Origin of the sequence: Trinickia caryophylli (genome assembly GCF_034424545.1) — a bacterium.
Taxonomy (GTDB): domain Bacteria; phylum Pseudomonadota; class Gammaproteobacteria; order Burkholderiales; family Burkholderiaceae; genus Trinickia; species Trinickia caryophylli.
Genome location: NZ_CP139970.1, coordinates 4,264,271 through 4,286,035 on the forward strand (window position 1 = coordinate 4,264,271; position 21,765 = coordinate 4,286,035).

Below are 21,765 nucleotides of genomic sequence, written 5' to 3' on the forward strand. Positions count from 1 at the left end.
GCGATCGACGCGCGAGAAGCGCCAAAAGCGCTTTCGAGCGCTTACAGTCTCACCGGCTCCTGTCTCGATCCAAATGCGCGATCCAATGCGCGGCGTCATTCGCCGCCACGTCCAGCGCCACCTGCGCGGTGCCCGGCATCCCCTTTTTGGCTATTCCGCGAGGAACCGTGTCCGTCGTGAAACCGATCCTGAAGTCGAATAAACTGCTGAACGTCTGCTACGACATCCGCGGGCCCGTGCTTGAGCATGCGAAGCGCCTCGAAGACGAAGGCCACCGCATCATCAAGCTCAACATCGGCAACCTCGCGGCTTTCGGCTTCGACGCACCCGACGAAATCGTGCAGGACATGATCCGCAATCTGCCCATGTCGTCGGGCTATTCGGATTCCAAGGGCGTGTTCGCGGCGCGCAAGGCGATCATGCACTACACCCAGCAAAAGGGTGTGGTCGGCGTGGAGCTCGACGACATCTACATCGGCAACGGTGCATCCGAGCTCATCGTGATGGCGATGCAAGGCCTGCTCAACGATGGCGACGAGGTCCTGCTGCCCGCGCCCGACTACCCGCTGTGGACGGCGGCGGTGAGCCTTTCGGGCGGCACGCCGGTGCACTACCTGTGCGACGAGTCGAACAGCTGGATGCCCGATCTGGACGACGTCCGCGCGAAAATCACGCCGAATACCCGGGCACTCGTCATCATCAATCCGAACAATCCGACGGGGGCTCTCTACTCGGACGAACTGCTGCTCGATCTGATCGCCATCGCGCGTCAGCACGGCCTCGTGATCTTCGCCGACGAGGTCTACGACAAGATCGTCTACGACGGCAAGAAGCACACATCGGTGGCCGCGCTGTCGGAGGACGTGCTGACGGTGACGTTCAACAGCCTCTCGAAGAGCTATCGTTCGTGCGGATACCGCGCCGGGTGGATGTACGTCTCGGGACTGACGGGCGAGAATCGCCGGCGCGCGAAAGACTACTTCGAGGGCCTCGGCATTCTTGCCTCGATGCGGCTTTGCGCGAATGTACCGGGCCAATTCGCGATTCAGACGGCGCTGGGCGGCTATCAGAGCATCAACGATCTGATCCTGCCGGGCGGACGGCTCTACAAGCAGCGCCAGATCGCTCACGAGATGCTCAATGCGATCCCTGGCGTGAGCTGCGTGAAGCCGGAAGCGGCGCTTTACATGTTTCCACGCCTGGACCCGAAGGTGTACCCGGTGCACGACGATCAACAGTTCGTGCTCGATCTGCTGCTCGAGGAGCGGGTGCTGCTCGTGCAGGGCACGGGCTTCAACTGGCCGTCACCGGACCATTTCCGTGTCGTATTTCTGCCCAATGCGGACGATCTGACCGATTCGATCAACCGTATCGCGCGCTTTCTGGATGGCTATCGCAAGCGTCACGGCACCTGACACACCACGGCCCGCCGCCAGAGGTTGCGCGGCGCGCGCGTTTTCGCTTTTATCAAGGCATTTCCCAATCTGGACAGACGCTGCATGGAACCGATCAAAGTTGGCCTCTTGGGCTTCGGCACGGTAGGTAGCGGCACCTTCACGGTGCTGCGCCGCAATCAGGAAGAAATCAAACGGCGCGCCGGCCGCGGCATCGAGATTGCACGCATTGCGGTACGCAATCCGGCCAAGGTGCTCGCCGCGCTCGGCGAGGCGGCCGGCAGCGTGACCGTCGGCGCCGATTTCAACGCCGTCGTCGACGATGCCTCGATCGGCATCGTCGCGGAGATGATCGGCGGCACCGGGCTTGCACGCGAGCTGGTGCTGCGCGCGATCGCGAACGGCAAGCACGTCGTGACGGCCAACAAGGCGTTGCTCGCCGTACATGGCACCGAAATCTTTGCCGCCGCCCGCGACAAGGGCGTCATGGTGGCGTTCGAGGCGGCCGTCGCGGGTGGCATCCCCATCATCAAGGCGTTGCGCGAAGGGCTGACGGCCAATCGCATCCAGTACATCGCCGGCATCATCAACGGGACGACCAATTACATCCTCTCGGAGATGCGCGAGCGCGGGCTCGACTTCGCCACGGCGCTTGCCGCTGCCCAGGCGCTCGGCTATGCCGAGGCTGACCCGACGTTCGACGTCGAGGGAATCGATGCCGCGCACAAACTCACGATCATGAGCGCAATCGCCTTCGGCGTGCCGATGCAGTTCGATCGCGCCTACATCGAGGGCATCTCGAGGCTCGACGCCACCGATATCAAATACGCCGAGGACCTCGGGTATCGCATCAAGCTGCTCGGCATTACGCGGCGCGCCGAGCACGGCATCGAGCTGCGGGTGCACCCGACCCTCATTTCCGCGAAGCGCCTGCTCGCGAGCGTCGAGGGCGCGATGAACGCCGTGGAAGTGCACGGCGATGCGGTCGGGGCCACGTTGTATTACGGCAAGGGCGCGGGGGCCGAGCCCACGGCGTCGGCTGTCGTGGCCGATCTCGTCGACGTGACGCGCTTGCACACGGCCGACCCCGAGCACCGCGTGCCGCATCTCGCCTTCCAACCGCAAAGCCTTTCCGACACGCCGATCCTGCCGATCGACGAGGTCCGCAGCGGCTACTACCTGCGGTTGCGCGTGGCCGACGTGACCGGCGTGCTCGCCGCCATCACGCGGCTGCTCGCCGATGCCGGTATTTCGATCGACGCGATGCTCCAAAAGGAGTCGGAGCAGGTCGATGCCAACGGCCAGACCGACGTCGTCATCATTACGCACGAAACGCTCGAGAAGAACGTCAATGCGGCGATCGCGCGCATCGAAGACCTCGCAACGGTGGTCTCGAACGTGACGAAGCTTCGCATCGAGGCGCTCGACTGATTGATCGCGGGGCTTTGTCCCGAACGAACCGGATCCGACCATGAATTACATTTCCACTCGCGGTGCCGGCGCCGGCGAGCGACATACGTTCTCCGACATCCTGCTTGGCGGTCTTGCCAAGGACGGCGGGCTCTATCTGCCGGCCGAATACCCGCGCGTTTCGACTGACGAACTTGCACGCTGGCGGGCGTTGCCGTATGCGGAGCTCGCGTTCGAGATTCTGCGCAAGTTCAGCGACGACATCCCGGCCGAGGATCTGCGTGCGCTGACCGAGCGCACTTACCGTGCCGACGTTTACTGCAATGTGCGCGCGGGAGAGGATGCGGCGGCGATCACGCCGCTGCGCGCGCTCGGCATCGAGGGCGGTGCGCCGCTCAGCCTGCTCGAACTCTCGAACGGCCCGACGCTCGCCTTCAAGGACATGGCGATGCAACTGCTCGGCAATCTGTTCGAGTATGCGCTCGCCAGGCACGGAGAGACATTGAACATCCTGGGGGCGACCTCGGGCGACACGGGGAGTGCCGCCGAATACGCGATGCGCGGCAAGGCGGGCGTGTCCGTGTTCATGCTGTCGCCGCATCGCAAGATGAGCGCGTTCCAGACCGCCCAGATGTATAGCCTGCAAGAGCCGAACATCTTCAACGTCGCGATCGAAGGCGTCTTCGACGATTGCCAGGACATCGTGAAGGCTGTCTCGAACGACCACGCGTTCAAGGCCCGCCAGCGCATCGGGACCGTCAACTCGATCAACTGGGCACGTGTCGTCGCGCAGGTCGTCTACTACTTCAAGGGCTATTTCGCCGCCACGCGCTCGAACGACGAGCGGGTTTCGTTCACGGTTCCGTCCGGCAACTTCGGCAATGTCTGCGCCGGCCACATCGCCCGCATGATGGGGCTGCCGATCGAGAAGCTCGTCGTCGCGACGAACGAAAACGACGTGCTCGACGAGTTCTTCCGCACGGGCGCGTACCGGGTGCGCGGCGCGGCGCAGACCTACCATACGAGCAGCCCGAGCATGGACATTTCGAAGGCGTCCAACTTCGAGCGCTTCGTATTCGACCTGGTGGGCCGGGATCCGGCGCGCGTACTGCAGCTTTTCCGGGACGTCGAGGAAAAGGGCGGCTTCGATCTTGCCGCGAGCGGAGATTTCGCCCGCGTGAAGCAGTTCGGTTTCGTTTCGGGGCGCAGTACGCATGACGATCGCGTCGCGGCAATCCGAGATGTCTTCTCGCGGTACGCGACCATGATCGACACGCATACGGCCGATGGAATCAAAGTTGCGCGCGAGCATCTGGACCCGGGCGTGCCGATGATCGTGCTCGAGACGGCCCAGCCGATCAAGTTCGGCGAGACCATCCGCGAGGCGCTCGCGCGCGAGCCCGAGCGCCCGGCCGCATTCGAAGGCCTCGAGTCGCTGCCGCAGCGCTTCGACGTGCTCCCGGCCGACGCCGCGCAGGTCAAGGCCTTCATCGCGGCCCGCACCGGGCTCTGAGCGCAACGCGCACAGGCGGGCCGAGCCGCGCGTCGTTACAATGGAAGCTTCGCCGCTTTCAACGCCCGCCAGTCACATGTCTACGCCTCATGCCTCAGCCGCGCGTTTGCCGGTCCTTTCGACGGCCGACGCGCTCGCCACGCTGCTCGCCGCGGTCCGCCCCGTCGAAGGGGCGGAAACGCTGCCAACGCTCGACGCGCTGGGTCGGGTGCTGGCAGCGGATGTCGTTTCGGGGCTCGACGTCCCGCCGATGAATACGAGCGCGATGGATGGCTACGCGGTCCGTACGGCCGATCTGCTGCGCGGCGACCGGCGGCTGCCGGTGTCGCAGCGCATCGCGGCCGGGCAGATGCCTGAGCCGCTTGCGGCGGGTACCGCGGCGCGGATTTTCACGGGCGCTCCTGTCCCACCGGGGGCGGATGCCGTCGTCATGCAGGAGCAGGCCGAGGTATCCGGCGAGGCCGTCGAAATTCTGCATAGCCCCAAGCCGGGGGAGTGGATCACGGCGCAGGGCGCCGACATTCGCCGCGGCGCCGTAATTCTGCCGGCCGGCACGCGGCTCGCGCCCCAGGCGCTCGGGCTGGCCGCGTCGACGGGTTGCGCGCAACTGACCGTCTCGCGGCGCGTCAAGGTCGCTGTCTTTTTTACGGGCGACGAGCTGACGATGCCCGGGGAGCCCCTTGCGCCGGGCGCAATCTACAACTCGAATCGCTTTACGCTGCGCAGCATGCTGGCGCGCCTCGGTTGCGACGTGACCGATTACGGCATTGTCCCGGACCGCCTGGAGGCCACACGCGCCGCGTTGACTGAGGCCGCACGCGAGCACGACCTGATTCTGACCTCGGGCGGCGTGTCGGCCGGCGAGGAAGATCATGTGAAGCCGGCGGTACAGGCGCTCGGGCGACTGGCGCTCTGGCAGATCGCGATGAAGCCCGGCAAGCCGCTCGCCTTCGGCTCGATCAGGCGAGAATCGGCGGGCAACGAGACGTATTTCATCGGCTTGCCGGGCAACCCGGTGTCGAGCTTCGTCACCTTCTTGCTGTTCGTGCGACCGTTCGTGTTGAGACTGGCGGGCGCCGCCGACGTGGCGCCGCGCGCGGTCTCGCTGCGGGCCGACTTCAGCCAATCGAAGGCAGATCGGCGCAACGAGTTCCTGCGCGCGCGCGTCAATGCGGCGGGCGGGCTCGACTTGTTTCCGAACCAAAGCTCGGCGGTGCTGACATCCACGGTCTGGGGCGACGGCCTCATCGACAATCCGCCGAATCACGCGATCAGCGCTGGCGAAACCGTCCGGTTTTTGCCGTTTGCGGAACTGCTCGGATGAATTTGCCTGCGCGGCACGTATGAAGATACGCCTGCGCTCACAACGAACCGCCATCGAATGAAGATCGAACTGAAGTATTTTGCAAGCGTACGCGAATCGCTCGGCATCGCTCACGAGACAGTGACGTTGCCGGATGGCATCGCGACGGTCGGCGATGTGCGCGCCTGGCTGCGCACGCGCGGTGGCGCATGGGCCGAGGCGCTCGCGCAAGGCAGGGCGCTGCGCATGGCCTGCGACCAGACCATGACCGACGAGACGACACGCCTGACCGACGGTTGCGAAGTGGCCTTTTTCCCGCCGGTGACGGGCGGCTGACGTCTGCCGGCATGCAGGAGAATCAACGATGATCGTCCGCGTACAGACCGCCGATTTCGACCTCGGCGCCGAGGTGGCGGCGTTGCGAGCGCAAAACCCGAAAGTGGGCGCCGTGGCGTGCTTCGTCGGCACGGTGCGGGATCTGAATGAAGGTGACGCAGTCAGCGCCATGGAACTCGAGCACTACCCAGGCATGACCGAAAAGGCGTTGGAGGCCATTGCGGCCGAGGCCCGGCAGCGCTGGCCGGGGTGCGATGTCCTGATCGTGCATCGGGTCGGCAAGCTTTATCCGCTCGATCAGATCGTGTTGGCTGCGGCGACGGCCGCGCATCGCCAGGAAGCATTTGCCGCCTGCGAATTCGTGATGGACTATCTGAAGACCCAGGCGCCTTTCTGGAAAAAGGAGACGACGCCAGAGGGCGCCCGGTGGGTCGATGCACGCGTGGCGGACGACAAGGCGCTCGAGCGCTGGGGCATCGTTGCGGGCAACGCGGCACCGGCCGGTCCCAGCCAAGGCTGAGGGCGGTCGGCCGCGCGTGTTTGGCTGTCAGTCGTCGTGCGTGCCGCGGCCCACGATTTTCGCGGGAAACGGTTCGCCCCGGCGCCGCTCGTGGGATTGGTCACTTGCGGCGCCGGCTCCCGTCGGGCGGCGTTTCGGTGCGACCTGTTCGAGCAGTGCCTGTTGCTCGGGCGGGATTTGGTATTCCCAGCCGAAGCGGGCGAGCTGGAGACTCTGCGCGATGCGCAGTGCCGGTTCCATGAAGCGCACGGCGGCGGCTGGCTCGTAGCGGTCGCAGACAGCATCGAGAAAAAGGTGGAGCCAGCGGCTGAAATGGCGCGGCTCGATCCCCTCCAGTGGCTGATGCGCTTGCTGGACGTTGCCGCGGTAGCGCTTGTCGCCGAGCACGAGGCTACCCCAAAAGAGGCACATCTTGGGCAGATGATCGTCCCAGCGGCCGTGCAATACCGTATCGAACACGGGGCCAAGCAGGACATCGGCGCGCACGCGATCGTAGAACGCGTAGACGAGTTCGCGGATATTTTGTTCGGTTGGCTCCGCGTGCCGGCTGGTGGCGGACGCCTCTGTGTGCGGGGGAAGCGGGGTGGTCATGACGAATCCGAAAACAACGTGCGGTGCGGGTGCCCTGCGGCCATGCGAGAAGCGTGCCGCGATGACGCCGGAAATTGGGTGGCGCACCCTAAACTGCACCGGTAATGCATGTTATGGTCAAGGCGCCGCGGACACAACCCTGCAGGTAGTATTGTTTTTTTGAGATTGGCGGCGAGCGGGCGGCGCCCAAGAGGATACGAGCTTTGCCATGAGACTGACCGATTACACCGACTATGCGCTGCGCGTCATGCTGTATCTGGCCGTCCGCCGGGATGGATTGTCCACGATTCAGGAGATTTCGGACGCGTATGGGATTTCCAAGAACCACTTGATGAAGGTCGTCCAGCAACTGGGCGAGCTCGGCTGGATCGACACGGTCCGCGGGCGGCATGGCGGCTTGCGCCTCAACGAGAGGTCGCTGAATCTCACGATCGGCGAAGTGGTACGCGCCACGGAAACCGATTTTGCGCTGGTCGGCTGCTTCGAGCGGGACGGCATGGACGGCCGATCCTGCGTCATCGAGCCGCAGTGCCGTCTGAAGGGCGTGTTCGAGGCAGCCCGCGGGGCATTCCTTGCGGAGCTCGATCGCCACACGCTCCGGGAGCTGATCGGCCCTGCCGCACCGCTTTCGGCGCTGCTCGGCCTGCCGGCCGACGGCGGCAGGCGTTCGCTCGGCATCCCGATCGTTTCGGTGGCGCACGACGACGATACGTGACGATAATTGATGCGCCCGCTTGAAACGGGCGCCGCGCACCTCATGTTGGTGGTAGTCAAAAATTGGAGGTCTCTTCATGAGGATCGACAAATTCACCACCAAATTCCAGGAAGCGCTTGCTGATGCGCAGAGCATTGCGGTCGGACGGGGGCAGCAGTATCTCGAGCCCGTGCACGTACTCGCCGCGCTCGTCGCGCAGCAGGACGGCTCGGCGCGTTCTCTGCTTTCGCGCGCCGGCGTGCACGTTCAGGCGCTGCAAACGGCACTCGAGGACGCGATCGGGCGTCTGCCGCAGGTCGAGGGTACAGACGGCAACGTTCAGCTCGGCCGCGAACTGAGCGGGCTTCTGAATCAGGCCGACAAAGAGGCGCAAAAGCTCAACGACACCTACATCGCGAGCGAGATGTTCCTGCTGGCAGTCGCCGACGATAAAGGCGAGGCGGGCAAGCTGGCGCGCCAATACGGCTTGACGCGCCGGTCGCTCGAAGCCGCCATCGCGGCCGTGCGCGGCGGCGGGCAGGTGCATAGCGCGGATGCCGAGAGCCAGCGAGAGGCGCTCAAGAAGTACACGATCGATCTGACCGAACGGGCGCGAGCGGGCAAGCTCGACCCCGTGATCGGGCGCGACGACGAAATTCGCCGCTCGATCCAGATCTTGCAGCGCCGTACGAAGAACAACCCGGTGCTGATTGGCGAGCCCGGAGTCGGCAAGACCGCGATCGTCGAGGGGCTGGCGCAGCGCATCGTCAACGGTGAGGTGCCCGAGACGCTCAAGAACAAGCGCGTGCTCGTGCTGGACATGGCAGGGCTGCTTGCTGGGGCAAAGTATCGCGGAGAGTTCGAAGAGCGACTGAAGGCGGTGCTGCACGACGTCGCGCGCGACGAGGGCCAGACGATCGTCTTCATCGATGAAATCCATACGATGGTGGGCGCGGGCAAGGCCGAGGGGGCGATCGACGCGGGCAACATGCTCAAGCCGGCGCTTGCGCGCGGCGAACTCCATTGCATCGGCGCGACGACGCTCGACGAATATCGCAAGTACATCGAGAAGGACGCGGCGCTCGAGCGGCGTTTCCAGAAAGTGCTCGTCGACGAACCGTCGGTCGAGGCGACGATCGCCATCCTGCGTGGCCTGCAGGAGCGCTATGAGCTGCACCATGGCGTCGAAATCACCGACCCGGCTATCGTAGCGGCTGCCGAGCTTTCGCACCGGTACATCACTGACCGGTTTCTGCCCGACAAGGCGATCGACCTCATCGACGAGGCGGCCTCGAAGATCAAGATGGAGATCGATTCGAAGCCGGAGGAGATGGACAGGCTCGATCGCCGGCTGATCCAGTTGAAGATCGAACGGGAGGCGGTGAAGAAGGAGAAGGACGAGGCGTCGCAAAAGCGTTTGCAACTGATCGAGGACGAAATCGAGCGGCTCGGCCGCGAGTACTCGGACCTCGAAGAGATCTGGACGGCCGAGAAAGCGGCTGTGCAGGGCAGCGCGCAGCTCAAAGAGGAGATCGAGAAGACGCGCGCGGAGATCACGCGGCTGCAGCGCGAGGGCAAGCTCGAGAAGGTGGCCGAGCTGCAATACGGCAAGCTGCCGGAACTCGAGGCACGCCTCAAGCAGGTTACGCAGGCCGAGGCGAAGGGCGAGCGCGACCCGTCGCGGCCGCGCCTGCTGCGCACCCAGGTTGGTGCCGAGGAAATCGCGGAAGTGGTCTCGCGCTCGACGGGCATTCCCGTCTCGCGGATGATGCAGGGCGAGCGCGAAAAGCTGCTCCAGATCGAATCGAAGCTGCATGAGCGGGTAGTCGGTCAGGACGAAGCGATCAATGCGGTTGCCGATGCGATCCGCCGCTCGCGTGCGGGTCTCGCGGATCCGAACCGTCCGTACGGATCGTTCCTGTTCCTCGGGCCGACGGGTGTCGGCAAGACCGAGCTCTGCAAGGCGTTGGCCGCTTTCCTGTTCGACTCGGAAGAGCATCTGATCCGAATCGACATGAGCGAGTTCATGGAAAAGCACAGCGTCGCGCGCCTGATCGGCGCGCCCCCCGGTTACATCGGTTACGAGGAAGGGGGCTATCTGACCGAGGCCGTGCGTCGCAAGCCGTACAGCGTAATTCTGCTCGACGAGATCGAGAAGGCGCACCCGGACGTCTTCAACGTGCTGCTGCAGGTGCTCGACGACGGGCGTATGACCGATGGGCAGGGGCGGACGGTGGACTTCAAGAACACAGTCATCGTCATGACCTCGAACCTTGGTTCGCAGATGATCCAGGCGATGTCGGGCGAGCCGCAGGAAGCGATCAAGGATGCCGTCTGGACCGAGGTCAAACAGCATTTCCGCCCCGAGTTTCTGAACCGGATCGACGAAGTCGTCGTTTTCCATTCGCTCGATCGCAGCAACATCGAGTCGATTGCCAGGATCCAGCTCGAGCGTCTGCACGAGCGGCTCGCGAAGCTCGAGATGCAGCTCGTCGTGTCGGATTCGGCGCTCGAGCATATTGCGAAAGTTGGCTACGACCCGCTTTTCGGTGCGCGGCCGCTCAAGCGCGCAATCCAGCAGGAGATCGAGAACCCCGTCGCCAAGCTGATCCTCGCAGGCAGGTTCGGGCCGAAGGATGTGATTCCGGTCGAGTTCGAAGACGGCAAGTTCGTGTTCGAGCGCGTCGTCCACTGAACGCACTTGCGTGGTAGGGTAGACGGCGGTCGAGCGTTTGACGCTCGACCGCCGTTTTTTTTTGATCGTTGCGCAAAGCCGCTTGACTTCGTGTGCGCTCGAACTCTTACCGTAGAGGACATCATGTCGGAGGCACTGACGATCGGCCGCATGGCTGCCGTGCTCGGCGTATCGGCGCACACGCTGCGCTACTACGAGCAGGCCGGGCTGCTTTTGCCCGTTTCGCGCACGAGCGCCGGGCATCGGCTCTACGCTCGCGCGGATGTCGAATGGCTGCGTTTCGTGATGCGCCTGAAGGCGACGGGCATGCCGATTTCGCGCATGCAGGCGTTCGCTGCGTTACGTGCGCGCGGCGACGAGACGGCGCAAGAGCGGCTGCAACTGCTTGTCGAGCATCGCGAAGCTGTGCTCGAGCGGCTTGCTCAGTTGCGCGAGAACCTCGCGGCCATCGACGACAAGGTGTCTCATTACGAGGCGCTTGCCCACGACATGACGAAGAAGCAGTCGGATCAACGTCAACGGGACAAGGAGCAGCGATGGAACACTTCGGCACCGAAGCAGGCAATGGGCGCTACGCGCGGGGATGGAACAAGCTGAAGGAAATCGACGGCGAAGCCGGCGAACGGGTGATCGAGGCACTTGCGCCGATCGCACCCGATTTCGCGCGCCTGCTGATCGAGTTTCCCTTCGGAGACATCTATAGCCGCGGCGGGCTCGATCTGAAGGCGCGCGAGATTGCCACGATTGCGGCGCTGGCGGCACTCGGCAATGCGACTCCGCAGTTGAAGGTGCATATCGAGGGCGCGCTGAATGTGGGCTGCACGCGCGAGGAGATCGTGGAGATCTTCATGCAGATGGCCGTCTACGCTGGCTTTCCCGCTGCGCTCAATGCGCTTTTCGCGGCCCGGGAAGTGTTCGCCGCACGCGACGCTCAAGCTGAACGGGTGGGCGAGATGGGCGAGGCGGCCGAGGCATAACGCCGGCTGACGTGGCGCCAGTACAGGAATAGGCCAGCGCCGGCAGCCGCGAGGCTTGCCGCGCTGGCCGTCCAGAAACCGCGGGCGCCGGTGAGCCACGGCGGCGCGATGCCGCCGACGTCGAAGCCGAGCAGGTATCCGCCGCCGAGCCCAACGCCCCAGAGCGCAACGGCATAGATGACGGTCGGAATGACGGCGATCTTGTAGGCGCGCAGGATGAAGGCGACTGCCGTCTGGAACGTATCGAAGATGTGATAGACGAGCATGATCGGCATCAGCGGCATGGCTGCCGCGATAACGGCGCCGTCTGTCGTGTAGCCGGCGAGGATGGCGGGTCGCAGCGCGAATGAAATCGCGGCGTAACAGCAGCCGATCGCGCATGCCATCTGAATGCCGTGACGGGCGAGCGCGCGAGCCGTCTGATGGCCTTCGGCACCGAGAGCGTGCGCAACGAGGGTGGATGTGGCGATGCCGATCGACATCGGCGTCATATAGAGCACGGCGCCGAAATTACCGGTGATCTGATGACCGGCGAGCGTGGTCGTGCCGAAGCGCGCGATGAAAAGTGCCATGAACGCGTATGACGTCACCTCGATCAGATAGGAAAGCCCCATTGGCAGGCCCAGCTTGAGCAACGCGGCCAAGCGTTGCCGGTTGGGCAGGCAGAAGCGCTCGAATATTCCGAACGGCTCGAAGATGTCGAGGCGCGCGAGCGCGGTGAGCGCGATGCCGGCGAGTGCGAAGTTGATCACGGTGCTTGCCAGTGCGCAGCCAGGGCCGCCGAGCGGCGGCACGCCGGCGCCACCGAAAATGAACCAGTCGTTCAAGCCGATCTTGACGATAAGCGCGCCGATCTGCAGGACCATCACGAGGCGCGGCTTGCCGACCGCATTCGCGAGCGCCGAATAGACGCGGAACACGAGGCTGGCCGGCAGCCCGACGGCGGCAATGCGCAGATACAGTTCGGTCCGCTCGTAGAGTGCCTGCGGCACGTGAGCAAGTGCGAGCAGCGGGCCGGGGAACACCATCGCGAGCACGCCGAGCACCGACAATGCCGCGGCGAGCCAAAGCGTTTGCCGGACCTCTTCGCCGATTTCGGCGTACCGCCGCGCGCCGAAGAGCTGGGCCGCGATCGGCTGCAACGCGAGCACGACGCCGGTCAGACCGACATACACCGAGACGAAGATGGAGGAGCCGAGGCCAAGCGCAGCCAGATCGACGGCCGAGTACCGCCCGGCCATCACTGTGTCGATGAGACCGAAAGCAATAACGGCCAACTGCCCGATCAATACGGGCCACGCCAGGCTGGCAATCTTACGGATGTCGGCGAGCATGCCCCGGTCAACCGCGATGCCCGGACCGCTTGCGGTGGATGACAGGCGGCTTGGGCCGGTCGACCCGCACATAGAGCCGGAACCGTTCATCGCGATCGGCTGCACGGCGGCCCTCCCAAACGAGCTTCCAGATATAGCTCGGCATGGGGCTGGGTGCGATGAAATCCTGAGGGTCCTGGCGCAGCAAGACGTCGCAGTCGCCGCTGAAGGAGAACTGCATGTCGGCGAAATAAGCGAAGGACGCAAGCTGCGCGTCGCCGAGCCGTACCGGCGCAATGCAGGTGTAGTCGGCGGGCAGGTGCGCGGCGATCTGCAAGGCGACGTCCCGGTAGGTCCGGCTGTAGTTCACGATGGGCAGCCACAGCGTCATCAGCAGCACCCACATGAGCGTCGTGCCGGCACTCGAAAGCACGACGCTTCGCCAGAGCACATTCGGATGGCGCGCAAGCCGCCAGCGGACGAGCGCAAACCAGCAGACGGTCACGCCGATCGCGCAGACGAACGAGAGGGGCGCGAAATGCGGCGTGTAGCCGGGGACGAGCCGCGCGAGATTGCGCGCAAGCTGGCCAGGGAAGCCGGTTTGCGAGGCGAGCCAGACGAGCCAAACGAACGTGCTGAGGATCGTGAAGCTGAGCAGAGCGAACCAGTCGATTGCATTGATGGCGCCGCGCTTGAGCGTGGGCAGGGCGAACGCGGCCAGTACCGAAAGCGGCGGCAACAGCAGCATATAGAGGCGGTTCGTCTGATGGCTTTGCAACACCGAGAGAATCAGCATCGGTGCAATTACGCAAAGCGGCACGGCGATGTGGGGCTTGCGTCGCAGCCCGCCCCAACTGAACCACGCCCACAGCGCGAGCGGCCAGACTGGCCACGTGAAAAGCGGAAGGTTCTTGAGCGCGTAGGCGACCACATGGCCGGGTGGGGCCGTGAACCGGTTGATGCTTCCGTTGATCCATTGCCCGAGGAACCAGCTCGCATCGTCGTGGTAGAGCGAGAGGACGGTGAGCGGCCATACAAAGGCAAGGGCGGCCGCGAGCGGGACGCCGATCGCGAGGAACCAGACGGAACGCGCCTCGGGCACGATCGCAACCAGCGCGATCGCGCCCACGAACAGCGCCAGCGCGAGTAGCGGATTGCCGGTCAACGCGACGAGCCCGAGCCCGAGCGCCCAGTAGAGCGCACCCGCGCGCGGTTTGTCGAGGCCGCGCACGAGGCCATAGACGATCAGCGAGATGCTGGCGAACTGCGCCAGTTGAGGGGTGCTTTCGTGCCCGCGCTCGGCAAGTCCGAAGGCGGCCAGCAGGATCAGCAGTGCACCGTCGCCGAGTACTCGGCCATAGTCTCGCGGCTCCGGCTCGCCGCCGAACGCATATTTGAACGGTTGAACTTCTGGGCGCCGGCCGAGCAGATAGGCGGCATACCATACGAGCGCGCAAGTCGCGCAAAAGAGGATCCCCGTGGAAACACGCGATGCATCGGCGGCGTCGACCCAGGGGGACAGCAGGCGAATCGATGCCGCGCCGAGCCAGTAGCCGACGGGGCCGTTATCGGTGATGAACTTGCCGACGAGATTGGGCAGCAGCCAGTCGTGCAAATCTCCATTCGCCATCGTCCACATGACGCCGAAGCCGGCGGCATCCTCGTTTTTCCAGGGGTCGCGGCCAAACAGGCCAAAAGCCGCATAGACGATGCAAATGGTGAGGAGCAGCCAGCGCGGGAGAGCACGCGTGGCGGAGGCGGTGAGTCGGACGACGGGTTTCATGCAAGTTGGCGGCTGTCGTTGTCGTTATACGCTGCGAGGTCGGGGCGGCCCAGCGAATCGGCATTGTAGACGGGGGCGCCGCTGGCGTCAGCGCGGAGGAGGGATGAAACGGCCCCGGTAATAAAAAAGGGCAGCCACAGGCTGCCCCTTTTTATTACGGCGTATTGCCTACCACGCCTGATTCGGCCTGACGCTTACTTGGCCGCCTTGCCGGCAGCGCGTGCGCCGAACTTCTTGTTGAACTTCTCGACGCGGCCGGCCGTGTCCATGATCTTTTGCTGGCCCGTATAGAACGGGTGCGATTCCGAGGACACTTCGATCTTCGCGAGCGGGTAGCTCTTGCCTTCGTATTCGATCGTTTCGCGCGTTTGGATGGTCGAGCGCGTCACGAACGTGAAGCCGTTCGAAACATCCTGGAAAACGACTTCGCGGTAATTGGGGTGAATGCCTTCTTTCATGGTCTTTCCTTTGATATGGCCGGTAGCCAACCCGCTGCCTCTGCCGTCCGGTGCCGCCTTCGCTGCCGTCAATCAATCCCTGACGGGCGAAGACCCGGCCGGCGGGCTTGAACCGCGAGCCACTTGCCTAAGGTCGAAAAACGGCGATTATGCCAGAAAATCAATCCGTTGGGGAGTGATTCGTATCCATTTGGGGGCCGCTCTCCGCCCGGCTGCTCAAGGCGCCTGTGCGAGCGGGGTCCTGGCGATAGTAGCGCGCGAGCAGCCGGTACAACTCGGGATACTCGGCCTCGAATGCCTGCGGCTGAACGAAGAGTGCCTCGCTACAGATCGCGAAGAATTCCGACGGGTGATCGGCCGCGTAGGGGTCGATCAGCGACTCGCGCTCGAAGCGCGTCCAGCGCCGTTGCGGCACCGCATCGACGGTGGCGCAGAAGTGGTCGAAGGCATGGTCGAACACCGAGGCCCACGTCTCGGCATCGAGCGGGGCATGCAGGCGGCGAAAGAGGGGCGGATGCCCGTCGGCCTCCCCGGTCAGCATATCGATCTTGTGCGCGAACTCGTGGATGACGACGTTGTAGGCTTCGCGCGAATCGGTCATTTGCGCGTCTTCCCACGACAAGAGGACCGGGCCGCCTTCCCAGGCTTCGCCGCTTGCATCGTGCTCCACCTCGTGGACCACGCCGAACTCATCCTCCACCGTTTTGCGGATGACGAATTCGCCGGGGTAGACGACGATGCCCACCCAACCCCGATATAGATCGAGGCCGAGATTCAGTACGGGTAGCGAGGCTTGCGCGGCGATGCCCACCATCATTGCGTCGGTGAGCTCCAGCCCATGCGCCGTCGAAAACGACTTTTGCGCGATGAAGAGGCTCGTCATCTCCCGCAGGCGTGAAAGATCGGCTGCGCCAAGGTGAGCGAGAAACGGCAGGCCGTCGAGGGTGGCCTGCCAGACGTCGTCGGCGATCGGATGAGCGCGCAAGGCGCGCTCTCGACGGCGGGTTTCGAACCAGCGGGTGAGCTTGGTCAACATGGCGGGCGGCAATGGCCGTCGTCGGCAACCCAGGCGGGCGCTGCCTGTGCGCTCGCCTGCGGTGTCAACCGCCGCGGCGCATCAGATCGAAGAATTCCGAGTTGCTCTTGGTCTGGCGGATCTTGTCGAGCAGGAATTCCATCGCCTCGACCTCGTCCATGTCGTGGATGAATTTGCGCAGGACCCAGATCTTCTGCAGGATCTCGGGCTTGATGAGCAATTCTTCGCGGCGGGTGCCGGACTTGTTGAGGTTGATGGACGGGTAGACGCGCTTTTCCGCGAGACGTCGTTCGAGGTGCACTTCCATGTTGCCGGTGCCCTTGAACTCCTCGTAGATCACGTCATCCATACGGCTGCCCGTTTCGATGAGCGCCGTGCCGATAATCGTGAGCGAGCCGCCTTCCTCGATGTTTCGCGCGGCACCGAAAAAGCGCTTCGGACGCTGCAGCGCGTTTGCGTCGACACCGCCCGTCAGCACCTTGCCCGAAGCGGGAATCACGGTGTTGTAGGCGCGTGCGAGACGCGTGATCGAATCGAGCAGGATCACGACGTCATGCTTCATCTCGACTAGGCGCTTGGCCTTCTCGATGACCATTTCGGCGACCTGCACGTGCCGCGTGGCCGGCTCGTCGAATGTCGAGGCGATCACTTCGCCCGCCACCGAACGCTGCATTTCCGTCACTTCCTCGGGGCGCTCGTCGATGAGCAGCACGAAGAGCACGACGTCGGGGTGGTTCGCCTTGATCGCGTGGGCGATATGCTGAAGCATCACGGTCTTGCCCGACTTGGGCGAGGCCACGAGCAATCCGCGCTGACCCTTGCCGATCGGCGCGATCATGTCGATGATGCGGCCGGTGACGTTTTCCTCGCCGCGCATTTCGCGCTCGAGCAAGAGCGGCTTGTTCGGGTGCAGCGGCGTGAGGTTCTCGAACATGATCTTGTGTTTCGAGGCCTCGGGCGGCTGCCCGTTGACTTTGTCGACCTTCACCAGCGCGAAATAGCGCTCGCCGTCTTTCGGCGTGCGCACCTCGCCTTCGATCGTATCGCCCGTATGCAGGTTGAAACGGCGGATCTGCGAGGGGCTGATATAGATGTCGTCGGTGCTCGCGAGATACGACATTTCCGGCGAGCGCAGGAAACCGAACCCATCGGGCAGCACTTCGAGCGTGCCGTCGCCGAAAATGGTCTCGCCGGTTTTGGCGCGCTTTTTCAGGATGGCGAACATCAGTTCCTGCTTGCGCAGACGGTTCGCGCTTTCGATCTCGAGGCCGTTCGCCATCTCGATCAATTGAGACACGTGCAGAGACTTAAGCTCGGATAAATGCATACGGAGATCCCGCCGGGGAGAGAAGTGCGACGAAAAGAAATTTGGGAGGAGAATGAGCGGAACCGCTCAGAGACTTATACGTCTTGAAGTCTTATCATTCTAGCATAGCATACGCCGCGACCTGTTCGTGTTGCCGATCGGGCGGGCGCCGGGCCTGTTGCACTCGGACAACAAGCCCGGCCGGTCGAATTACAGGTGGCTGTCGAGGAACGCCGTCAGCTGCGACTTCGAGAGCGCGCCGACTTTCTGTGCCGCTACCGCGCCGTTCTTGAACAGGATCAGCGTCGGAATGCCGCGCACGCCGAACTTGGCCGGGGTGGACTGGTACTCGTCGACGTTGATCTTCGCGATCTGCAGACGGTCGCCGTAGTCCTTCGCGATCTCGTCGAGGATCGGCGCGATCATCTTGCACGGGCCGCACCATTCGGCCCAAAAATCGAGCAGTACGGGCTTGTCGGAATTCACGACGTCCTGCTCGAACGATGCATCGCTGATGTGCTTGATTTGTTCGCTCATGTAGAAGTACCTCTTCGGGTTCAAGGCCCGAGACTGAATTGCCCGCCACAATACACCAAAACAGGAAAACATTCCGTCGGTGTGCGTTCCGATGGGCGTGCGTGCGGTCGCAAGCAATAGCTGTCGGCGGCGGAGGGCGCCGGTTACGGGTGTCCGAATGTCATATTAGCCGAAATCGCTATGTGCCGTGCGAGGCCGATAGCTACCCGGGCGAAACCCTGGCGGCGGCGCGGCGGCGTTCCGCCGTGAGGAGGATCGCATGGTCGGGCCTGCGTGGACGGCCCGCCTTGCGCGCCTTCTTGCGAAAGAACGAGCACGGCGCATGCGACGGTGTTAGAATGCGACGTGACGGGCCTCCTCGCATGGAGGTGCGGTCAACCTGGTCAGGTCGGGAACGAAGCAGCCACAGCCGTTTTCCACCAGTGCCGAGGGTCGGGCTCGTCACCTTCCACTCTCCTCCTGTTGCTTCGCGCATTCGCGTACGTTCCTCGCGCTCTTCTCCCGCAATTCCGCTTACCGCTTGCTGACGGGGACCCCGCTGGCGCCAGATCGTTGCTGATACAATTCCGCGATGACCTATCAAGTTCTCGCACGCAAATGGCGGCCGAAGGATTTCGCGTCGCTCGTCGGACAGGAACACGTCGTGCGTGCGCTCACGCACGCGCTTGACGGCGCGCGCCTGCACCACGCTTACCTTTTCACCGGCACTCGCGGTGTCGGCAAGACCACGCTTTCGCGCATCTTCGCGAAAGCGCTGAACTGCGAAACGGGGATCACGGCCACTCCGTGCGGAGTGTGCCGCGCCTGCCGCGAGATCGATGAGGGGCGGTTCGTCGATTACGTCGAAATGGACGCCGCGAGCAACCGCGGCGTCGACGAAATGGCCGCGCTTCTCGAGCGGGCTGTGTACGCCCCCGTCGATGCGCGCTTCAAGGTCTACATGATCGACGAAGTGCACATGCTGACGAATCACGCCTTCAACGCGATGTTGAAGACGCTGGAAGAGCCGCCGCCGCACATGAAGTTCATTTTGGCGACGACTGATCCGCAGAAGATCCCCGTTACGGTGCTTTCGCGGTGCCTGCAGTTCAATTTGAAGCAGATGCCGGCTGGCCACATTGTCGGCCACCTCGAGCGTATTCTCGCGGCAGAGGGCATCACGTTCGAGCCGCAGGCGCTGCGGATGTTGGCGCGGGCGGCCGACGGCAGCATGCGCGATGCATTGTCGCTGACTGACCAGGCCATCGCCTATTCGGCCAATCAGGTCACCGAGGAAGCGGTGCGCGGAATGCTCGGCGCGCTCGATCAAAGCTATTTGATCCGGCTCGTCGATGCGCTCGTGGAGGTCAACGGAGCCCGCGTGCTCGAAATCGCCGACGAAATGGCGCTGCGCAGCCTGTCGTTTTCCGCGGCGCTGCAGGACCTCGCGAGCCTGTTCCATCGCATTGGCTGGGCGCAGTTCGCGCCGGCTTCCGTGCTCGACGAGTGGCCTGAGGCGGGGGACGTACGGCGCTTCGCGCAGGCGCTCACGCCCGAGCAGGTACAGCTCTTCTATCAGATCGCGACGATCGGGCGCAGCGAATTGGGTTTGGCGCCCGACGAATACGCGGGCTTCACGATGACGCTGCTGCGCATGCTTGCGTTCGAGCCTGCTCTCGGCGGCGGCTTCGGCGGGCCGGCCGGGCCGGCCACGCGTACGGCGGCGGTCGGGGGCAGCGCCCCGGCGCGCCGCGACGCGCCGATTGCGACTGCGCAACCGGCACAATCGAGGCCGGCGCCGGCTCCGCGCACCGATTCGCGCACCGATTCGCAAGCCGCGCCCGCTCCGGCACCCGATACGGCCATGCGCGAGGCCGCCCCGGCGCCGGTTCCCGCAGACCCGCTCGAGCCGGCCGAAGCTGCCGATCCGGGCGAGCCCCGGATTCCGGCGGCCGAGCCCGCTGCGTTGCCGCGCGCAGGCGATGCAGCGCACGACGTGCATGACACGCATGACGCGCCCGCGCCGGAGGCGCTTGCTCCGTCGGCCGCGCCGGCTCGAGCCGGTGGCGCCAGTGCGGCGCTCGAAGTGCTGCGCAGTGCCGGATTGCGCGTATCCACCGACCGCGGTCGCGCCGCCGCGGGGCCGAAGGCGGCGGCGCCCGTGCCGAAGCCTGCTTCGGCACGGGCGCCGATCGTCGTGCCTGCGCCTCGCGAGCGGCGCGAGTCGGCGGCACCCACCGCCGCCCGCGAGACGCCGGCACCCACGCCACCGTGGGATGACGGGCCGCCGCTCGATGCGCAATACGACAACGGCCTTTCCTCGTTTGCCGAAGAGGCATACTTCGCGACACTCGACGGTGGCCAGGACACGGCGCCGGCCGCTGCGCGCACGAACCAGCAGGGCATGCGCGCGCCGGAGATCGATCTGAGCACGCTCGCGCCGGCCATCACGCTCGAGCCGATCGGCTTCGCGGGCGACTGGCCGACGCTCGCCGCGGAGCTCGGCCTGACCGGCGTCGCGCATCAATTGGCGTTCAACAGCGAGCTGACCGCGCTCGAGGGGGAGACGCTCACGCTCGTCGTCCCGGTGCCGCAATATGCCGAGAGCACTCAGGTCGCGAAGCTGAAGGCGGCGCTGGCCGAACGGCTCGGCAAGATGGTCGAGGTCAATGTCTCCGTCGGCGCGGCACGCCGTACGGCTGCGGCGCTCGATGCGGCCGCTCGAGCCGAGCGGCAACGCGAGGCCGAGCGCGAGATCGACGCCGATCCTTTTGTGCAGTCGTTGATTCGCGAATTCGGCGCGACCATCGTGCCGGGCTCGATCAAACCGCTGGGGCCGGATGCCGGCGCGGCGGCGCACTGACGAGGCCGCGGCGCGCAGATTGAAATAACGATTTCCGGCACCCTCGGTGCCGGCACACCCCATCCACACGATTCCACACGATCAAGGAGCACGACCATGATGAAAGGTCAACTCGCCGGGCTGATGAAGCAAGCCCAGCAGATGCAGGAAAACATGAAGAAGATGCAGGAGCAACTGGCGCAGATGGAAGTCGAAGGGCAGTCCGGCGCCGGGCTCGTCAAGGTGACGATGACCTGCAAGAACGACGTGCGGCGCGTGTCGATCGACCCGAGCCTGCTCGCGGACGACAAGGACATGCTCGAAGACCTCGTCGCGGCCGCGTTCAACGATGCGGTGCGCAAGGCGGAAGCCACCGCGCAGGAAAAGATGGCGGGCATGACTTCGGGCCTGCCGCTGCCTCCGGGCTTCAAGCTGCCGTTCTGAGCGTGTCGCGCTCACCCGTCGCCCGTTTCGACCGATGAAGCAACCATCCGCCCTCATTGCGCTCGTGGAGGCGCTGCGCGCGCTGCCCGGCGTCGGCCCGAAATCGGCGCAGCGCATGGCCTATCACCTCATGCAGCACGATCGCGAAGGCGCCGAGCGGCTTGGCCGCTCATTGCTGTTCGCGACCGAACACCTGCAGCACTGCGAGAAGTGCAACACGTTCACCGAAGCACAGGTCTGCGACGTGTGCGGCGATGAATCGCGCGATCCGACCTTGCTCTGCGTCGTAGAAACGCCTGCGGATCAGATCATGCTCGAGCAGACGATGACTTACCGCGGGCTCTACTTCGTGCTGATGGGGCGCCTGAGCCCGCTGGATGGCATCGGGCCGAAGGAGATCCACTTCGAGCGGCTCGTGCGGCGCGCCTCGGACGGTGTCGTGAGGGAAGTCGTGCTGGCGACGAACTTCACCAACGAAGGCGAAGCAACGGCGCATTATCTGGCCCAGATGCTGAAGGCGCGGGACCTCGCGGTGACGCGGCTCGCGCGTGGCGTGCCTGTTGGCGGGGAACTCGAGTATGTCGACGCGGGCACCATCGCGCGTGCCATGCTCGATCGGCGCTCCCTCTAGTCC

Annotated in this window: 20 protein-coding genes and 1 other RNA gene; 14 read left to right on the forward strand and 7 right to left on the reverse strand. The window is 64.5% G+C overall.

The annotated features are described in order from the left end of the window. Nucleotides 1–167: 167 nt before the first annotated feature. The 6 genes from U0034_RS19205 to moaE all read left to right on the forward strand — a co-directional run bounded on the left by U0034_RS19205 (nt 168) and on the right by moaE (nt 6,476). Nucleotides 168–1,415: a pyridoxal phosphate-dependent aminotransferase gene (locus U0034_RS19205; RefSeq protein WP_085229169.1), complete on the forward strand. Its 1,248-nt coding sequence runs from the start codon at nt 168–170 to the stop codon at nt 1,413–1,415. Nucleotides 1,416–1,499: 84 nt separating this feature from the next. Further along, complete coding sequence (locus U0034_RS19210; protein ID WP_085229170.1) at nt 1,500–2,825, forward strand: homoserine dehydrogenase; 1,326 nt, start codon at nt 1,500–1,502, stop codon at nt 2,823–2,825. 40 nt (nt 2,826–2,865) lie between these two features. Then, entirely contained in the window at nt 2,866–4,317 is a 1,452-nt protein-coding gene (thrC, locus tag U0034_RS19215) for a threonine synthase (RefSeq protein ID WP_085229171.1), read from the forward strand. Between the two features lie 76 nt (nt 4,318–4,393). Then, entirely contained in the window at nt 4,394–5,641 is a 1,248-nt protein-coding gene (locus tag U0034_RS19220) for a molybdopterin molybdotransferase MoeA (protein ID WP_085229172.1), read from the forward strand. Nucleotides 5,642–5,698: 57 nt separating this feature from the next. After that, complete coding sequence (gene moaD, locus U0034_RS19225) at nt 5,699–5,956, forward strand: molybdopterin converting factor subunit 1 (protein ID WP_085229173.1); 258 nt, start codon at nt 5,699–5,701, stop codon at nt 5,954–5,956. A 28-nt stretch (nt 5,957–5,984) separates the two neighbouring features. Further along, nucleotides 5,985–6,476 carry a molybdopterin synthase catalytic subunit MoaE gene (gene moaE / locus U0034_RS19230; protein ID WP_085229174.1) on the forward strand — a complete coding sequence of 164 codons (492 nt, stop codon included), beginning with the start codon at nt 5,985–5,987 and terminating at the stop codon, nt 6,474–6,476. Between the two features lie 27 nt (nt 6,477–6,503). Here moaE and U0034_RS19235 read toward each other — a convergent pair whose 3' ends face one another. Then, nucleotides 6,504–7,067, reverse strand: a complete 564-nt coding sequence (locus U0034_RS19235) for a group III truncated hemoglobin (protein WP_085229175.1) — start codon at nt 7,065–7,067, stop codon at nt 6,504–6,506. A 208-nt stretch (nt 7,068–7,275) separates the two neighbouring features. Between U0034_RS19235 and U0034_RS19240 the strand changes: the two genes are divergently transcribed. From U0034_RS19240 to U0034_RS19255, 4 genes are all read left to right on the forward strand, one after another. Further along, nucleotides 7,276–7,782, forward strand: a complete 507-nt coding sequence (locus U0034_RS19240) for an Rrf2 family transcriptional regulator (protein WP_085229176.1) — start codon at nt 7,276–7,278, stop codon at nt 7,780–7,782. A gap of 76 nt (nt 7,783–7,858) precedes the next feature. Further along, complete coding sequence (gene clpB / locus U0034_RS19245; RefSeq protein WP_085229177.1) at nt 7,859–10,456, forward strand: ATP-dependent chaperone ClpB; 2,598 nt, start codon at nt 7,859–7,861, stop codon at nt 10,454–10,456. A gap of 123 nt (nt 10,457–10,579) precedes the next feature. Next, the gene (locus U0034_RS19250; protein WP_085229178.1) at nt 10,580–11,053 is read left to right on the forward strand and encodes a MerR family transcriptional regulator; all 474 of its coding nucleotides are present in this window, start codon (nt 10,580–10,582) and stop codon (nt 11,051–11,053) included. Beyond that, nucleotides 10,993–11,433: a carboxymuconolactone decarboxylase family protein gene (locus U0034_RS19255; RefSeq protein WP_085229179.1), complete on the forward strand. Its 441-nt coding sequence runs from the start codon at nt 10,993–10,995 to the stop codon at nt 11,431–11,433. The genes U0034_RS19250 and U0034_RS19255 overlap by 61 nt, the downstream gene beginning before the upstream one ends. On the opposite strand, the gene U0034_RS19260 is transcribed toward U0034_RS19255, so the two are convergent. The 6 genes from U0034_RS19260 to trxA all read right to left on the reverse strand — a co-directional run bounded on the left by U0034_RS19260 (nt 11,388) and on the right by trxA (nt 17,866). Continuing rightward, the gene (locus U0034_RS19260; protein ID WP_085229180.1) at nt 11,388–12,767 is read right to left on the reverse strand and encodes an MATE family efflux transporter; all 1,380 of its coding nucleotides are present in this window, start codon (nt 12,765–12,767) and stop codon (nt 11,388–11,390) included. The genes U0034_RS19255 and U0034_RS19260 overlap by 46 nt on opposite strands. A gap of 7 nt (nt 12,768–12,774) precedes the next feature. Beyond that, the gene (locus U0034_RS19265) at nt 12,775–14,529 is read right to left on the reverse strand and encodes an ArnT family glycosyltransferase (protein ID WP_085229181.1); all 1,755 of its coding nucleotides are present in this window, start codon (nt 14,527–14,529) and stop codon (nt 12,775–12,777) included. Nucleotides 14,530–14,723: 194 nt separating this feature from the next. Then, on the reverse strand, nt 14,724–14,987 hold the full coding sequence (locus U0034_RS19270) for a type B 50S ribosomal protein L31 (RefSeq protein ID WP_085229182.1): 264 nt from the start codon (nt 14,985–14,987) through the stop codon (nt 14,724–14,726). 160 nt (nt 14,988–15,147) lie between these two features. Continuing rightward, nucleotides 15,148–16,023, reverse strand: a complete 876-nt coding sequence (locus U0034_RS19275; protein ID WP_085229183.1) for a M90 family metallopeptidase — start codon at nt 16,021–16,023, stop codon at nt 15,148–15,150. Between the two features lie 64 nt (nt 16,024–16,087). Beyond that, entirely contained in the window at nt 16,088–17,350 is a 1,263-nt protein-coding gene (rho, locus tag U0034_RS19280; protein WP_085229184.1) for a transcription termination factor Rho, read from the reverse strand. Between the two features lie 189 nt (nt 17,351–17,539). Beyond that, nucleotides 17,540–17,866, reverse strand: a complete 327-nt coding sequence (gene trxA, locus U0034_RS19285; RefSeq protein ID WP_085229185.1) for a thioredoxin TrxA — start codon at nt 17,864–17,866, stop codon at nt 17,540–17,542. A 347-nt stretch (nt 17,867–18,213) separates the two neighbouring features. Between trxA and ffs the strand changes: the two genes are divergently transcribed. From ffs to recR, 4 genes are all read left to right on the forward strand, one after another. Then, nucleotides 18,214–18,312: signal recognition particle sRNA small type (gene ffs, locus U0034_RS19290), an RNA gene on the forward strand. A gap of 125 nt (nt 18,313–18,437) precedes the next feature. Further along, nucleotides 18,438–20,708 (forward strand): DNA polymerase III subunit gamma/tau, encoded by a 2,271-nt coding sequence (locus U0034_RS19295; protein WP_085229186.1) that lies wholly within the window; start codon nt 18,438–18,440, stop codon nt 20,706–20,708. A 96-nt stretch (nt 20,709–20,804) separates the two neighbouring features. Beyond that, nucleotides 20,805–21,131, forward strand: a complete 327-nt coding sequence (locus U0034_RS19300; protein ID WP_085229187.1) for a YbaB/EbfC family nucleoid-associated protein — start codon at nt 20,805–20,807, stop codon at nt 21,129–21,131. Nucleotides 21,132–21,165: 34 nt separating this feature from the next. Then, complete coding sequence (recR, locus tag U0034_RS19305; protein WP_085229188.1) at nt 21,166–21,762, forward strand: recombination mediator RecR; 597 nt, start codon at nt 21,166–21,168, stop codon at nt 21,760–21,762. Nucleotides 21,763–21,765: the final 3 nt, after the last annotated feature.

Coding starts and splice junctions, on each gene's coding strand:
- U0034_RS19270 (WP_085229182.1), bottom strand. CDS start 14,987: ATGAAAGAAGGCATTCACCCCAATTACCGCGAAGTCGTTTTCCAGGAT.
- recR (WP_085229188.1), top strand. CDS start 21,166: ATGAAGCAACCATCCGCCCTCATTGCGCTCGTGGAGGCGCTGCGCGCG.
- U0034_RS19255 (WP_085229179.1), top strand. CDS start 10,993: ATGGAACACTTCGGCACCGAAGCAGGCAATGGGCGCTACGCGCGGGGA.
- U0034_RS19275 (WP_085229183.1), bottom strand. CDS start 16,023: ATGTTGACCAAGCTCACCCGCTGGTTCGAAACCCGCCGTCGAGAGCGC.
- U0034_RS19240 (WP_085229176.1), top strand. CDS start 7,276: ATGAGACTGACCGATTACACCGACTATGCGCTGCGCGTCATGCTGTAT.
- U0034_RS19295 (WP_085229186.1), top strand. CDS start 18,438: ATGACCTATCAAGTTCTCGCACGCAAATGGCGGCCGAAGGATTTCGCG.
- U0034_RS19250 (WP_085229178.1), top strand. CDS start 10,580: ATGTCGGAGGCACTGACGATCGGCCGCATGGCTGCCGTGCTCGGCGTA.
- U0034_RS19220 (WP_085229172.1), top strand. CDS start 4,394: ATGTCTACGCCTCATGCCTCAGCCGCGCGTTTGCCGGTCCTTTCGACG.
- rho (WP_085229184.1), bottom strand. CDS start 17,350: ATGCATTTATCCGAGCTTAAGTCTCTGCACGTGTCTCAATTGATCGAG.
- U0034_RS19300 (WP_085229187.1), top strand. CDS start 20,805: ATGATGAAAGGTCAACTCGCCGGGCTGATGAAGCAAGCCCAGCAGATG.
- thrC (WP_085229171.1), top strand. CDS start 2,866: ATGAATTACATTTCCACTCGCGGTGCCGGCGCCGGCGAGCGACATACG.
- U0034_RS19210 (WP_085229170.1), top strand. CDS start 1,500: ATGGAACCGATCAAAGTTGGCCTCTTGGGCTTCGGCACGGTAGGTAGC.
- U0034_RS19265 (WP_085229181.1), bottom strand. CDS start 14,529: ATGAAACCCGTCGTCCGACTCACCGCCTCCGCCACGCGTGCTCTCCCG.
- clpB (WP_085229177.1), top strand. CDS start 7,859: ATGAGGATCGACAAATTCACCACCAAATTCCAGGAAGCGCTTGCTGAT.
- U0034_RS19260 (WP_085229180.1), bottom strand. CDS start 12,767: ATGCTCGCCGACATCCGTAAGATTGCCAGCCTGGCGTGGCCCGTATTG.
- trxA (WP_085229185.1), bottom strand. CDS start 17,866: ATGAGCGAACAAATCAAGCACATCAGCGATGCATCGTTCGAGCAGGAC.
- U0034_RS19235 (WP_085229175.1), bottom strand. CDS start 7,067: ATGACCACCCCGCTTCCCCCGCACACAGAGGCGTCCGCCACCAGCCGG.
- moaE (WP_085229174.1), top strand. CDS start 5,985: ATGATCGTCCGCGTACAGACCGCCGATTTCGACCTCGGCGCCGAGGTG.
- moaD (WP_085229173.1), top strand. CDS start 5,699: ATGAAGATCGAACTGAAGTATTTTGCAAGCGTACGCGAATCGCTCGGC.